18 protein-coding genes are annotated in these 14,513 nt (G+C 39.8%); all 18 read left to right on the plus strand.

Features of this window, described 5'->3' with window-relative positions; translation table 11 throughout:
- Positions 1 to 406 precede the first annotated feature (406 nt).
- The 18 genes from ACKPVM_RS15385 to ACKPVM_RS15470 all read left to right on the plus strand — a co-directional run bounded on the left by ACKPVM_RS15385 (position 407) and on the right by ACKPVM_RS15470 (position 14,298).
- On the plus strand, positions 407 to 676 hold the full coding sequence (locus ACKPVM_RS15385; RefSeq protein ID WP_409310345.1) for a DUF7660 family protein: 270 nt from the start codon (positions 407 to 409) through the stop codon (positions 674 to 676).
- Positions 677 to 1,146: 470 nt separating this feature from the next.
- On the plus strand, positions 1,147 to 1,503 hold the full coding sequence (locus ACKPVM_RS15390; protein WP_409310347.1) for a hypothetical protein: 357 nt from the start codon (positions 1,147 to 1,149) through the stop codon (positions 1,501 to 1,503).
- 440 nt (positions 1,504 to 1,943) lie between these two features.
- The gene (locus ACKPVM_RS15395) at positions 1,944 to 2,264 is read left to right on the plus strand and encodes a hypothetical protein (protein ID WP_409310348.1); all 321 of its coding nucleotides are present in this window, start codon (positions 1,944 to 1,946) and stop codon (positions 2,262 to 2,264) included.
- Positions 2,265 to 2,955: 691 nt separating this feature from the next.
- Positions 2,956 to 3,624: a hypothetical protein gene (locus ACKPVM_RS15400; protein WP_409310350.1), complete on the plus strand. Its 669-nt coding sequence runs from the start codon at positions 2,956 to 2,958 to the stop codon at positions 3,622 to 3,624.
- Positions 3,625 to 3,905: 281 nt separating this feature from the next.
- The gene (locus ACKPVM_RS15405) at positions 3,906 to 4,370 is read left to right on the plus strand and encodes an SMI1/KNR4 family protein (RefSeq protein ID WP_409310352.1); all 465 of its coding nucleotides are present in this window, start codon (positions 3,906 to 3,908) and stop codon (positions 4,368 to 4,370) included.
- A 225-nt stretch (positions 4,371 to 4,595) separates the two neighbouring features.
- Positions 4,596 to 5,066 (plus strand): SMI1/KNR4 family protein, encoded by a 471-nt coding sequence (locus ACKPVM_RS15410; protein WP_409310353.1) that lies wholly within the window; start codon positions 4,596 to 4,598, stop codon positions 5,064 to 5,066.
- Positions 5,067 to 5,435: 369 nt separating this feature from the next.
- Entirely contained in the window at positions 5,436 to 5,912 is a 477-nt protein-coding gene (locus ACKPVM_RS15415) for a hypothetical protein (protein WP_409310354.1), read from the plus strand.
- A 119-nt stretch (positions 5,913 to 6,031) separates the two neighbouring features.
- The gene (locus tag ACKPVM_RS15420; protein WP_409310355.1) at positions 6,032 to 6,520 is read left to right on the plus strand and encodes a contact-dependent growth inhibition system immunity protein; all 489 of its coding nucleotides are present in this window, start codon (positions 6,032 to 6,034) and stop codon (positions 6,518 to 6,520) included.
- Between the two features lie 158 nt (positions 6,521 to 6,678).
- Positions 6,679 to 7,032, plus strand: coding sequence for a hypothetical protein (locus ACKPVM_RS15425; RefSeq protein WP_409310357.1), 354 nt, complete (start codon positions 6,679 to 6,681; stop codon positions 7,030 to 7,032).
- 236 nt (positions 7,033 to 7,268) lie between these two features.
- Positions 7,269 to 7,745, plus strand: coding sequence for a hypothetical protein (locus ACKPVM_RS15430; RefSeq protein WP_409310359.1), 477 nt, complete (start codon positions 7,269 to 7,271; stop codon positions 7,743 to 7,745).
- Positions 7,746 to 7,784: 39 nt separating this feature from the next.
- On the plus strand, positions 7,785 to 8,063 hold the full coding sequence (locus ACKPVM_RS15435) for a hypothetical protein (protein WP_409310361.1): 279 nt from the start codon (positions 7,785 to 7,787) through the stop codon (positions 8,061 to 8,063).
- A 126-nt stretch (positions 8,064 to 8,189) separates the two neighbouring features.
- A complete protein-coding gene (locus ACKPVM_RS15440) occupies positions 8,190 to 8,648 on the plus strand; it encodes a hypothetical protein (RefSeq protein ID WP_409310362.1) in 459 nt (152 codons plus the stop codon).
- A 149-nt stretch (positions 8,649 to 8,797) separates the two neighbouring features.
- On the plus strand, positions 8,798 to 9,136 hold the full coding sequence (locus ACKPVM_RS15445) for a hypothetical protein (protein ID WP_409310364.1): 339 nt from the start codon (positions 8,798 to 8,800) through the stop codon (positions 9,134 to 9,136).
- Between the two features lie 229 nt (positions 9,137 to 9,365).
- The gene (locus ACKPVM_RS15450) at positions 9,366 to 10,238 is read left to right on the plus strand and encodes a carbohydrate ABC transporter permease (RefSeq protein WP_409310366.1); all 873 of its coding nucleotides are present in this window, start codon (positions 9,366 to 9,368) and stop codon (positions 10,236 to 10,238) included.
- Positions 10,228 to 11,073 carry a carbohydrate ABC transporter permease gene (locus ACKPVM_RS15455; protein ID WP_409310367.1) on the plus strand — a complete coding sequence of 282 codons (846 nt, stop codon included), beginning with the start codon at positions 10,228 to 10,230 and terminating at the stop codon, positions 11,071 to 11,073. The genes ACKPVM_RS15450 and ACKPVM_RS15455 overlap by 11 nt, the downstream gene beginning before the upstream one ends.
- 12 nt (positions 11,074 to 11,085) lie before the next feature.
- Positions 11,086 to 11,910 carry a glycerophosphodiester phosphodiesterase GpdQ gene (locus tag ACKPVM_RS15460; RefSeq protein ID WP_409310368.1) on the plus strand — a complete coding sequence of 275 codons (825 nt, stop codon included), beginning with the start codon at positions 11,086 to 11,088 and terminating at the stop codon, positions 11,908 to 11,910.
- Positions 11,910 to 12,998: an ABC transporter ATP-binding protein gene (locus ACKPVM_RS15465; protein WP_409310370.1), complete on the plus strand. Its 1,089-nt coding sequence runs from the start codon at positions 11,910 to 11,912 to the stop codon at positions 12,996 to 12,998. Before ACKPVM_RS15460 ends, ACKPVM_RS15465 begins: the two co-directional genes overlap by 1 nt.
- Entirely contained in the window at positions 12,991 to 14,298 is a 1,308-nt protein-coding gene (locus ACKPVM_RS15470; protein ID WP_409310372.1) for an ABC transporter substrate-binding protein, read from the plus strand. The genes ACKPVM_RS15465 and ACKPVM_RS15470 overlap by 8 nt, the downstream gene beginning before the upstream one ends.
- The last annotated feature ends 215 nt before the right edge of the window (positions 14,299 to 14,513 follow it).

Below are 14,513 nucleotides of genomic sequence, written 5' to 3' on the forward strand. Positions count from 1 at the left end.
TTAACCTCTATGTTTATGTTCCAAATCCGATTATGTTGTTTGATCCTTTGGGTTGGCGGGATGTAGTTTAAATCATAAAGATGTTCATGTCATGTAATGCGCGATTAAAAATAAAATCGATACTCATACTGTCTTAGATAATGCTGAAACTATTATCTAATAGCTCATTGAACGCATCTGATTTACCTGAAAATTAAATTATTAAAAGATTATTAAAATAAAATATAGATGCTCGGTCATCGCCGTTTGGCTGCATTTAAAGTAGCTAGCAATTAATGAAGTGCCAGTATAATGGGCGAGACCTAAAGAAATAGCAGGTTAAATGTGAAAAATGACCACGAAGACCAACGGGGAAATATTATTTTAAAACGAGGTAATGGAATGAATCAGATTATAGGAGGTTGATATGAATGATGATTGTCATCCATCGGTGGATTTAGTTAAAGCTCCAGTGAGAAATAAAGAAGATATCGTAAAATTGATTAATTTTTTGGCTGATGATGTAAGAAAAAATCCCCAAAAATGGGAGAATAAGGATCTTCCTACTTATTTAGAAGCAATGGCATCATGGATTGAAGATATGGATGGGTTTTACAAAAATGTGAATCGACCAGAACCTAATATCGACTGGGCTGGCTTGGCCGATATATTACAAGCTGCAAAAATATATGAGTAATTCAAGATGCCGGAAATGATCCATTCGATCTTTCCACCTTCCATTATCCGATAATCGCTTGCCATGAAGCATGGGTGCGCTCTGGGTAAGATCAACTTGGCAGATTAAACACTTATACGTATGTTAAAAACCTATCACTTGGAGCGATCCACTAGGGTTATCATCTGTCAGTTCTAAAACTGTTTTATTCATCATCAAGATGAGATCAATCCAATATTTGATAATAGAAGAGATGTTAATGAGCTTAAAGATCGGTTAATAAATGCCCCATCATACGCTAATCAAATTGAACCGGTTCGCGAAGCTAGCATGAAATATTTATTCTTGATGTACAGAAAGGGTTTATTTCTCAAGGTGCATATAAACATTCAGTATTTAGTTTAGATAACAGGCGTTTTTATGCAGCTAAAGAGGTTTGAGTCCCTAAGATAGGCGTGGTAAGTCGATAAAAACAAGAGGTTGTAGTTAATATGAACATGAGCGCTGTAGAAACCAAGTATGGTATCATTTATGGGAGGGATGCTCTTATTTTATTAAATACTGAGTTGAAGCTTCACCCATTCGAATTAATTATTAAATCATCTTTGTCTCTGGCAGCATGTAAACCAATAATAAGGCATGAAGAGGATGTTTCTATAATTTTTTTATTTTCTAATATAGAGATCTTAACCATATATAAGGTCGATGATTATCCCTATGAAAAATATACTTCATCAAGTTTTGATGAAGTTGAAGGGGAATATAAAAAAGATAATAGGAGATTAGTATTAAGCACCTACGATCATGTTTTTGATGTTGTTGGTAAGTGTAAAGTAATATATGAATAGTTGAGGGGTAAATTGAAAGCGATCCTAATGATCCTTCTGGTTTTATTTTATCTGCTGTTTATTCCGTGTTATGTCAGAGATTAATTTCCGTTCAACCATCAGTCTTCCGCGCCCAACCTTCACCGTTATCGGCCTCCCGGTCATAAACACCGGTTCTTCCAGTCAGCGGCCTTTAAGGCTAACCTCTGATAGTGGGGCCTCACCGTACCGGAGCAAAAAATATTATCGCAAGTGCTGAGTGATAACGCAGTTGGGATATTCGTTTCGATTAAGGACAGTCTTTCAGTACGGTTAGCAGGGCCAGTAGGTAGACCAGCATGAGGCTATCAGAATAAGAGGGCATGCCGTTATTACAAATGAAGATATATAAAAATCGTAATTGTCTGTTCTCATCCTAGAGTGCTAATGATGGTGAATATATTTTTAAATTAAGGTGAGTTATGTTTTATGAGAAATTAAATGAAATAACTGTAGTTGTTGATTCTGGGATTTATTTTGAAATGAGAGATTTTTTCCTATCGCAAGAGTTTATCTTGAATTGTGAAATAAAAATTATTGAAGACGGATATGAGGTCTTATTGAAAGGGAATGCTTCTAGTGAAGTATTTTACAATAAGATGTTTTTTTCATTTGTTAGCTTTGTTCAATATTCATTTCTAACCTGTTATGCAAGATGTTTTGTTGGTGGTAACCTTGTCTATGAGTTAATTACTGCAAATGAAAAAATGAAGGGTTTTTATTGTAAGGTGACAATTGAATAATGTGGATTTTTAAGTGAATTATTCTTATGTTAGTGTTACTACCACTCCGTGGAGTGCTGAATGGGTCTTTTTTTCAATAGAAAAATATGAAAATGGATTTTTATTTTAAATAATTTAAATGGTATTGAAAGAGATAAGCTATTTTCACTGATGATTTTCTTTTTTGATAAGTTATCCACAAAGTATGAAGTAGAAGAAATTTAAATAATAAAGTTAGAGTCGGTTTTAACAATCCTTCCAGATTTATTTTATTACCGCTCAGTTGCGGTTGTTTAATGATTAACTATCTACTTATATCTAATGCCTGGCCGCAGAGGGATGTTCATAACCAGTTAATGTGAGCTGATCAGCTAGGGTTGACGGGACAAGAGGGTGAAAAAAATAAACCAAATGGTAACGCTAAGTACTCTCAGAAAGCCCAACATGATTATGAGATTATCGATAACGGTACGGGAAATGTAGTTAAAATTGGTGTGAACTAATTCAAACTGAAGTCGGGTCAAATGGTGAATTAAGTTCTTCTCGTGAAATACTCACGTCCGTAAATGGAATAAAGAGGTAGGCAGAGAAATATAGTTCCATAATTGTTTGCTAAGAGCCTGATGGTCTGAAGTCAGGAAAAAGTTGGAATGGAAAATAAATAAAGGCAATAAATATATACGGATTTTAGATCCTAGGGATGTAAGATATCATGATATTAAAAGATATATATCTTTATCCAGAGATTCAGGATTACGGAGAGGAATTTACATATCCGTTTAAAGAGTTAACTAGGTCGTTATGTAATTATCTTGGTCGGAAGGTAAAAGAAGCTAAATGTGAGACTATAGGGTTTAATAGAGTGTGCTTTATTGGTAGAAACGAACCAAATAGTCAACCATATGTAAACTCAAGCAATGTTCTTGGTGTTGAGATATTTATTGACGAAAGTGAATATCGGAATACGTCGAAAGATGCATTGAATAAATATTTCTCAAGGCTTGTCATGGATGGCTTAGATAAGGTTGACGATAGATATCATTTGCCTAAGGACATCATAGTTAATGCAATCAATGAGTTTGAGCAGTCTGGGTTCGTAAATGAATGGATTTTTAAGAAAAAGAAATTAAAAGGTTATAAGATGACAGGTGTTTTGAAATGCCGGTTAACTTTAGATAGTTTTTTTCTTGATTTTGAAATTATCAGTGGGAACAATTCTATTTATAAAGAGAATATCATAACAGATCATCCCAATGATTTTGTGTTTTACTATCATCTTAATAAATTTAATATCACTGAAGATTATGTTGTTGAAGTTATAAATAAAGCTAATAATGTCATATACTCAAAACAGTTGGCTGGTTTTTTAAGAGGTAAATAATAAAACCTGGAATCGGTTACCCAGTTTTTTCAACCATTTTATGGTCAGGTTAGTCGCTATAAATTAATCTGAGTTTTACTCAAGATGAACCGGGGCAATGGCTGAGGTATCAATTACTTTCCATAGTGAAAACGATTAAATTAATGGTTTAAAGTATGAGTCGGTTCTGACGGAGTAGGGAGAGTGTATAATAATTTCCCTCCGTCAATGAATTGTGGTAATTTTAATAAATGGGAAAATTATGCTGGAAAACAAGGTCATTTTATTTTTAGAGGGAATATATGAATTTTCTTGATGAAGCAGAAGAAAAAATGAAAGAGAGCGGTGAGAGGATTCGGTTCACTGGTGGTGTTGGCGAGGAAGAAATAAATGAGTTTGAAGCTTTGCTTGGTGTCGACTTTCCTGTGTCGTATAAGCTTTTTTTGAAAAAATATGGAGCGTTATCTTTTTGTGGTAATACATATTATGGAATTACACAAGATGGTAAAGACGCTAATGAGGTCCCTTGTGTTTATTTTTTAACAAAAGATGCAAGAGAACAGAATGATATCAATAGTGCAATGATAAAAATTAAATCATCGGGTTATGGGCCTTCTTATGCTATAGATACTGATGTAACGGGAAAGGCCGGTGAGTCAGTAGTGGTAGAAACATCTTTGGCTTTTAAAATGCATGGTGAAAAAACTATTATTGCAGATAACTTCGGCGATTTTTTTCTCAATCAAATAAAAGAATCACTGGCTTAATTATTTTTGGATATGTAATGAAAACTAGAAGTGATCTGAAAATTTCTCCGATTTTATATAATGAAAATGGTGATGTAATTGGGAATGTGGATTTTAAAAGTAATGGTATGGAATCTGTCAATTGTTATTTAGGGTATAGCGCTTACCCATCAATGAATCTAAGTTATTTTAATTGATGAGGGAATTTTGTAAAAAAAAGATGCTTGATTTTTTTAGGAAAAACCGATGATTGATGAGTTATTTCTTAAAGTTGAAAGAATAATGACTGACAGTGGAGAATCTCACTATGGCAGTGGCACTGCCTTAGACGAGGATATTATTAATTATGAGTCGGTCTTAGGTGTTTCATTCCCCGAGTCATATAAGATTTTTCTCCGCAAGTATGGAACACTCACATTTAATGGAGAATCATTTTACGGTATATCAAAAAAAGGTTTTGCAGCTACCTCAGCTCCTGATGTGCGATATGTGACGCTCGAAGCGAGAAAACTAGGTAACATTGATAACGCGATGATACAAATAAAGTCATCTGGTTATGGTCCAATTTTTTCTATAGATACATTAATGCTGGGTAAAACGGGAGAAGCTGCTGTTGTAGAAACTGAGCTTTCATTCAAGAGAGGTAATAATAAAATCGTGATCGCACAAAGCTTTGCCGATTTTTTATTGAGTGAAATAGAAGAGTCTCTGATTTAATTTTTTTATTTTATGATTAGGTTATCTACTATCAATTAATCTCCGATTCAATAATAATCCTGCCGCATTTCACCATTATGGTATCAGACATCTTGGTGGGTTAGTGACCAATGTATCTGCCAGCAGCAGTGTATAGGTAGGTGTATGTCGTGGAACTTTGGAAGAGAGTCGGTCCGTCTATATGCTTGAATCGTTGCCGCTTAATGCTCGGTATTCGGTTAATATGTTATACACTCAAACATCGAAAAATCTTTGGAGATTGCGAGACTATCTGTGAGTGAGGTAAATTAGGTGGTAGGATATTGTATACGGAATAGATGGTGGTATGAAAGCACCTAGGCTTTATGGAAGAATCGATCAGGATAAATCATGAAAATATCTTTCCATGCTGTAAATAGATTAATAAAAATAAATTGGTTTTCTCATGTCGGTGACCAATTTTTTGTACCTAATGTTAAAGTCGCGAACTCTTTTGGCGAAGCGATGTTATTTTTAAGTAGCCCTGATTGGGAAAATGTTACATTGGAGGAGTCCAACGATATGTCTGGGTATCTTTCAATTAAATATCCCTCTGCTTTACAAGAATGGAATAGCCTGGCGATAGACGCTAAGACTTTTTGGCGAGATGAATTATCAAAAAGAATACCTGATTTAGATGGTTTTGATAATGTTTTGCTTCTACAGTGTATTGAATGGGATATTATTCACTACTTAATTGAAGATGCATATAAAGATAAAATAAAAAAATCACTATTTTTTGATTCTCTGATTTGTATTTATGAATCAGGACACATTCCCTGCGGTTGGGACGGCAACTGGCCTAATGGTAATTTAGTCGTTTATTGATATATAAAATGGCAGGATGCGATCACTCGCTCCTTCCAACCTTTAAGGGAACTGGACCTCCTCCGTGTGAGGTTGTGAGATATAGAACGATTCACTGTCGGTCGTTCGTAGGGAATGATATGAAAATATATGATGCCATTATTTATGAGTACAATGATAAGTATTTTATTATTCAACGCTCCAGACAAGATAAACGTCGGACAGATAGTCCTAGTGAAAATGTTGCATTAGCTGCTGCGTTGCCAACAAATGTTGATATCATTACGTTAGGTAAAGAAGCACTGACGGCGATAGATAATTATGATGTTATTGACCCTGCATATAAGCCGTGGGAACTGAAAGAGTTACGAAAACAGCTTTGTGGTTGGGTGGGGGCAAGATCTTATACTGGCTTATTAAAGAATTGCCGGATCGTTCTTCTTTATAAAGACTTTGATGAGGGAAAAATAAAAGTTATTCCTTTTGATAATCACAATATCAAGGCATGGGAAAGCATGATGAGCGATGATATCATCATTCTTCCTATTGACGCGGCTATCGATAATGTAGGTATAGCAATAGATAAGGCTCTCTCGATATCGACATATCATCCAGAACGAAAAAAATAAACTACTGCTAGATTTAGCTAGTCAATTTATTTTATTAAAAATTGGAATGAATAATGGCGTCAAAGAAAGGAAAATATCGACTGATAATTTTATCGAATCAATTAGATGAAGTGAAGATATGATCGATGTATTTATATGGCATAAGGGTAAGGTTGATAATGAGAAATATAATTAATTACCCAGATGATATTGATTTTCTGTCGTTTTTTGAGTCAGAACCATCTTATATATCTTCTGACTTACAATGTGTGGCCTATACAGTATCCAATCATGGTGTGACTATTGAGTTTTCATATAATGTCATGGAAGGTTGGATTCAAGTGAAACTCTATTCTAATGAACATGTAGTAAGTCAGTATCTGACAGAAGGGGTTAAAGATATTGTATTAAGAAAAGACAAAAGCGGTGAATATGTTTTTATTGAAGTTCTTTTGTCTGAGGTGGATACAAAGATAGAAATAGCGTGGAATCCATTAGTCTCTGTAAAAATAAATTCACTTATAAATAGTTAACTTTATTTTATATAAAACATGGGAAGACCTAAGTAATCGCAATGATCCTTCTATGTACCACAGTGATTGATATCCAAGTCAATCGCCAAAATGACACTAACGTGTTGAAAAATTTATGGTTACTCTTTAGTTGGTTTAATGACATAAGTGAAATAAAGTGTTTAAAGTTAGGGATGAATATGGTGTACTTGGTGGTATGGGTATATCAAAGATATCTGAAGAAATAGGGAGGCTAGATGATAAGTATATCTGATCTTGCCAAAAAAAGGATTGAAGGGATAGATTGGTTTAATCGTGTGAGTCAAGAATGTCATGACTCTTTTTATAAAGTGGTTAATTTCGATAGCTTTATTATTTTAATTCAAAGTGATGAATGGGAAAATTCCACATTAGATGCTAGGAATGAGATTACTGGTTTTTTGGCTAAAAAACATGCTGTGATTTACCAAAACTGGAATAAACTAGCTGAAGAAGCCCGAGAATTTGTGGAGAATGTTATTATACCAACGGTTCCAAATATAGATGAAGTTGATATGAATATAGTATTAACTAATGTAAAGTGGGACTTAGTTAATTATTTATTAGAAGACGCATATAAAGAAAAATTAAAACAACCTCTCTTTTTTTATAAACTGGTGTCTGTTTATGAACGTGGGCATATTCCCTGTGGTTGGGATGGCGAGTGGCCTAATGGTAATTTTATTGTTTATTAATAATGGTTTTAAACTATTGGATGATTTATAGGGATTTATATGCAAAAGCATAGCTCAATTGTTTATGAATTCGGTGATAAATATTTTATTATTCAGCGTTCGAGGCAATCAAAGAATATGGCTGAGAGTCCTAGTGAAAATGTTGCATTAGCTGCTGCGTTGCCAACAAATGTTGATATCATTACGTTAGGTAAAGAAGCACTGACGGCGATAGATAATTATGATGTTATTGACCCTGCATATAAGCCGTGGGAACTGAAAGAGTTACGAAAACAGCTTTGTGGTTGGGTGGGGCAAGATCTTATACTGGCTTATTAAAGAATTGCCGGATCGTTATAAAACATGGGAAGACTAAAGTAATTGCAATGATCTGGCCAGCGATGAGGAAAGTATTCCTTTTTACTGTAGTAAATGCTTGCAACAAATTGAGAATTAGGAAGTGAAATGATGAAGCTCAGGGAAGTGTTAAGTATTTACTGGAATAGTACGCTTGGAGAGGTTGAAGGACAAACGTTTTATTCATATTCTAATGATGTGAATTATTCTTTGCCAAGATTTCCTGCAATGATCTGGGATAATGTTGAGTTTAAATCTCAAAAAATATTTGGTGATGATTGGGTGGTATGGTTATGGGACGTTAAGTTCAATGAGTATCAAAATGACTGGCTTAATAAAACAGAGAAAACATTATTGTATTTTATTGAAAATAGAGCAGTGGTGAGTTGGTGTGGGGTGGATAGCTGCTTTTCAGATCCTCCAGGATTATTTGATCCTGGCGAAATGTCTGAAGGAGTATACGCAGCAATGGGGAATGATAAAAAATTTATTTGCCATGTTAATTTCAATGATGAGTATAATAACTTAGAAATAGAAGAGTTAATAAAATTGAAGTCGATGTTATAATTCTCTTGGTTTGTAGTTGAATATAGGGTGTTAATATGGATGTTATAAGTAATTTTAAATTAATAGATAACCTTGGTGAATATGATAAAGTGAGTAATGTTAATCATTTAATCATTTAATCATTTAATCATTTAAACGTTTTTGAGTTATTGCCATATGGCATTTCATGGTTATGCAACGAAAATAAGCAAGAGATTATTTATACAGACAAGATAATACCCCTGCCTCTTCAGGATAATTCCGGAATCGCGTTAATTAAATCACCATTTAGTAAAGAAGATAGTCAGGCTTATATTATAAATCCTCATGGTGATATTTGTTTTGATATAGGTGAGTCTATTAGAAAGAATGAAAGAGATGCCATTATGAGTGATGTGTATTATATATTTAATGATCTTTTTTTCTTTTTTAATGTAAATGGATGCGACTATAGAATTCAGGTTGAACCAAAGGTAGGAATCGTTGGGGAAGTGATTCTCTCTTATTAAGAACGTATTGCAGGCAGAAAGTGATCGCAACGATCCTTCCGGCTTTTTTTAAACGAAATATTTTTATTGTGCGTTCTGTTGTTACCTATTGCTGGTTTAATAGGAAACGATAGATTAGCAAGGAAATTATTCCCCTCCGAAAACAAACTGTCATTTAACTGACTCCTTTCTGACATGCTTGCTCTCTATGGTAATGCCTCTGTGTTTCACATTGAGTCACCATCACGCTATGCGAGCAAAATATTTCCCTTATCTTGTGTTGTTGCCGACGCTGGTTTTTCTCTTCGCTTTCACCTATTTCCCTTTATTCCGTTCGGTTATCGACAGCTTGTATGACACCCGGTTGAATGCCGGTCAGCCACGGTTTGTCGGCATGGATAATTTTGTTCGTCTATTACAGGACGATGTGTTTTGGCAGGCATTGTTGAATAACCTGTTGTACATCCTGATGACGGTCATTCCTGGCGTCTTGCTGGCGCTGCTGCTGGCGGTTCTACTGTGGGAAAATTCGCGGATTAACCGTTGGCTACGTACCGCTTTTTTCTTCCCGATGATTATTCCGTTAGTGAGCGCGGCTACGCTGTGGCTGTTCATCTTTATGCCTGGGCTGGGTCTGCTGGACTATTATCTGGCAAAAGCATTCGGGCCGATGAATAACAACTATCTTGGCATGAGCGACAGTGCGCTCGTGGCCGTGAGCGTTATTGGCATTTGGAAATTTGCCGGTTACTACATGCTATTTTTCCTGGCTGGATTACAGTCTATTTCTACCTCTGCGCGTGAGGCCGCCTTGATGGAAGGCGCGTCTCGGCGTCAGGTTTTTTTCTACGTGACCCTACCGCTATTGCGGCCCACTATCGCGTTTGTGGTGACCATCGCGTTCATTTATGCCATTACCCAAATTGACCATGTGGCAGTGATGACGCGTGGCGGGCCGAATAATGCCACCACTGTACTGCTCTACTACATTCAGGATCTGGCGAATGATACCCACGATCTTGGCAAAGCCTCTGCCGCGACCTTTTTAACGTTGGTGCTGCTGTTTGTATTTTCCATGATGAACCTGAAAGTGTTGGAAAAAGGAGCGCACTATGAACGTTGAGAATCGCCATCCACTGCGTGTGACCACGCATTTTACGTTACCGCTATTACTGATTTGTGCCGCGATACTGTGGGTTAGTCCGTTTATCTGGATGTTGTCTTCTTCTGTCAGTACCGGCAGTTTCGGTAGTGACATGGCATCGTTGCTGCCACGCCTGCCGCTGACGCTGGATAACTTTCGTGACGCATGGGATAGCGCCGATTGGCTACGTCTTTACGCGAATACGCTGATCTTTGCGATCGGGACGTTTCTGGTACAGCTGGTGACGATAACGACCGCTGGCTACATCTTCGCGTACCACCAGTTTCGAGGCAAAACGCTGTTGTTTTATCTGTTGTTAATCCAACTGATGATCATGCCGGTTGTCATGATGGTGCCCAATATGATGACGCTGAAACAGCTTGGGCTATTGAATACGCTAACGGGTGTCATGATGCCGTATTTCGCTTCGGCATTTGGTGTGTTTCTGATGCGCCAGGCCTTTCTCAATATCGCCAAAGAAATAGAGGAAGCGGCGTTGATGGAAGGGTGCCGCTGGTGGCAGGTGGTCTTTCACGTCCTCATCCCCATGACCTGGCCGTCTATTCTGGCGTTTGCCACGGTCAGTATTACCTATCACTGGAATGAATATCTCTGGCCGCTGATGGTACTGAACGATCCCGATAAACAGGTTTTAACGATCGGGTTGGTGTCGTTTGCCATGGGTGCAGAATCCGGTGGGCAATGGGGATTGATCTGTGCGGGAACCCTGTTGGTTTGTTTGCCGCTGATGCTGGCGTTCGTGCTGTTCCAGAAACAGTTTCTCAGTAGTTTTGGCTTTTCAGGCATTAAATAAGAGGTGGGAGTGATGTTACTGGCACAAATTTCCGATCTGCATTTCCGCAGTGACGGCCGCAAGTTATATGAGTTCATTGATGTGAATGGCGCGAACGCTGATGTCATTAATCAGCTCAATGCGTTGCCTGAACGTCCGGATGCTGTCGTCGTGAGCGGCGATATCGTTAACTGTGGCCGACCACAAGAATATCAGGTGGCGCAACGAGTCTTACGCATGCTGGATTATCCTTTGTATGTGATTCCGGGAAATCATGATGATAAACGCCATTTTTTGAATGCAATGCGCCCACTCTGTCCGGCGCTAGGTGACGATCCCGAAAATATCCGTTATGCGGTAGACGATTTCCCCATGCGTCTGCTGTTTATTGACTCCAGCCTGACCGGACAGTCTAAAGGCTGGTTGACGCCGTCAACGTTAGGTTGGCTAGAGAAGCAACTGACCGACAATCAGGAGCGTGAAACGGCTATTTTTATGCACCATCCGCCAATTCCTCTGGGTTCCGCACAGATGGATCCTATCGCCTGTGAAAATGGTCATGAGTTGTTGATGCTGATTGAGCGGTTTCCTCAACTGACGCGGATATTCTGTGGCCATACCCATCGGTTAATCATGACGCAGTATCGTCAGGCCATTATTGCTACGGTCCCCGGAACGGTACATCAGGTGCCTTATTTTCATCATGATGCGGCACCTTACTACAATCTGGAGCCAGCTTCCGTCGTGATGCACCGTTATGTTCCGGTGACGGGGCTGGTGAGTTACAGCCAGGCGCTTACATCCTTTTCCGGTCCTTATCTCTATGACCCTCGTATCAGTTGCCCGGTGGATGAGTAATGTCTGTGATTCAGTTACGCAATATTAGTAAACAATTTGAACAAACTCAGGCGTTGGCCTCGTTGTCGTTAGATATCGCTGACGGTGAGTTTCTGGTGTTAGTGGGGCCATCAGGCTGCGGTAAGAGCACCTTGCTGCGCATGCTCGCGGGCCTTGAGACGGTGAGTGCGGGGCAAATCTTGCTGGGGCAAGAAGACATCACTGCGTGGAGCCCGAAACAGCGTAATTTCTCGATGATTTTTCAGAACTATGCACTGTTTCCTCATTTGACGGTAGAGCAAAACATCACGTTCGGTATGCGCATGCGTGGCGAACCGAAGTCGGACTATCCGCAGCGTGTGCGGCGAGTCGCGAGCTTGTTACAGCTTGAGCCGTTACTCAAACGTAAACCCGGAAAACTTTCCGGTGGTCAGCGTCAGCGCGTTGCGATGGCGCGAGCGATTGTACGCGATCCTCGGTTGTTTCTGATGGATGAGCCATTATCAAATCTGGATGCCAGACTGCGCAGCGAAGTCAGAGACGGCATTATGGCGCTACACCAGCAGTTAAAAACCACCACCGTGTATGTTACCCACGATCAAATTGAAGCCATGACAATGGCAGATAGGATCGCTGTGCTAGATCGCGGCGTATTGCAGCAAGTTGGTACGCCAGAACAACTTTATTCCCATCCTGCCAATACCTTTGTTGCTGGTTTTATTGGTACGCCCGCGATGAACATGCTCACGCTGCCTTGCGCTGATGGACAGGCGTTTTTGCAGGAGCAAACCATTGTGTTGCCAGCCAATGAAGAAACACACGCAGCAACGGAAGTGCTGTTGGGGATTCGCCCCGAACATATTACCGAACAGGCCGCATCAGACGGTGGATTGCGGCTACCGGGGACGGTAAAGCAGCGGGAATTGTTTGGCGCAGAATACCTGATTCATGTGGAGACTCCGCTGGGTGATATTCGCTATCGCCGACCCAATCGTGATGGCGTACCGACTGTCGGTATGTCCCTTGTGCTTCATTTTTCACCGCAAGATTGCCATTGGTTTTCTGGGCAAACCGCCCGTAATTTATCCCAGGAGAAAAGAAATGCGTAAGCCCCGTATTATTGCGCTGGCGATGACCATGCTGTTGTCTGGTTCTGCGCTGGCAAAGCAAAGTATTGATTTCATGTTCCCTGCGCCGGTTGACGGTAAGCTGACCATGGAAATGACGCGCATCATCAAAGAATACAACCAGTCGCAGGATCAGGTCGATGTTCGCGGCATTTTTACCGGTGGTTATGACACGACCAAAGTGAAAGCCGAAGCGGCAGCCAAAGCGGGCGATCCTCCGGCGCTGGTGATTATGTCTGCCAATTTTACGGCTGACCTGGTCATCAAAGATGAAATTCTACCGATGGATGAGTTGTTCAAGTTTGGCAACGAAAAAGCGACGCCGTTTCTGACAAAGAATTTTTGGCCTGCGTTACATCAGAATGCGCAGGTATTAGGAGAAACCTATGCCATTCCGTTCCATAATTCGACGCCCATTCTTTATTACAACGAAGATATGTTGAAGCAGGCTGGTTTTAACGAGCCGCCGAAGAATTGGGATGAAGTGGTAACGATAGCGAAGAAGTTGACCGACCCGGCAAAAGGGCAATGGGGGATCATGATGCCATCCACGAATGACGACTACGGTGGTTGGGTCTTGTCGGCACTCGCTCGAGCCAACGGCGGTGCGTATTACAACGCTGATTATCCCGGTGAAGTGTATTACAACACGGCGTCCACCAAGGGAGCGCTACAATTCTGGCGTAATCTGGTGCATCGCGACAAGGTAATGCCGGGTGGGGTGCTTAACTCCAAACAAATCAGCGCGGCATTTTTCTCCGGTAAGCTGGGGATGGCGATGCTCAGCACTGGGGCGTTAGGCTTTATGCGTGAAAACACCAAAGACTTCCAACTGGGTGTCGCCATTATGCCAGAAAAAGAACGGCGTGGCGTAACCATTGGTGGTGCCAGTTTGGTGAGTTTTAAAGGTATTTCTGAAGCGCAAAAGAAAGCAGCCTGGCAGTTCATGAGTTATCTGATTAGCCCGGAAGTGAGTGGAAGTTGGAGCCGTTTTACGGGCTATTTTGCTCCTCGTATGGCTGCGTATGACCTGCCGGAAATGAAAACGTATCTGGCTAAGGACCCACGCGCAGCGATAGCGTTATCTCAGTTGCAGTATGCCCACCCGTGGTATGCCACCTATGAAACGGTTGCGGTGCGTAAAGCGATGGAGAATCAATTGGCAGCCTTGCTCAACGATCCCAAATTGAGTGTAGATCAGGCAGCGATGTCGGCGCAGCAGGAAGCGGATACGATTATGAGACCGTATGTGGAAAAAACGGCATTGGGCTTACCGCAATAATAAGCAGGCGATTTGTTCATTTTCATGAATGATTTTACCTTCTCTCGTAATCAAAGCCTCGACATAATGCCGAGGCTTTATTGTCAATAATCTGTTATTAAATATTAAGTTATCGTGCTCTTAATGTTAAATGACGACCCCAATCAATCTGCTCTCCACTCAGGAAAGATATAAAATCCGCTTTGTCATTTTTTGTGATACAGTGCTGGCGATTT

The organism is Pectobacterium hainanensis (assembly GCF_046237015.1).
Taxonomy (GTDB): Bacteria; Pseudomonadota; Gammaproteobacteria; order Enterobacterales; family Enterobacteriaceae; genus JBJYIN01.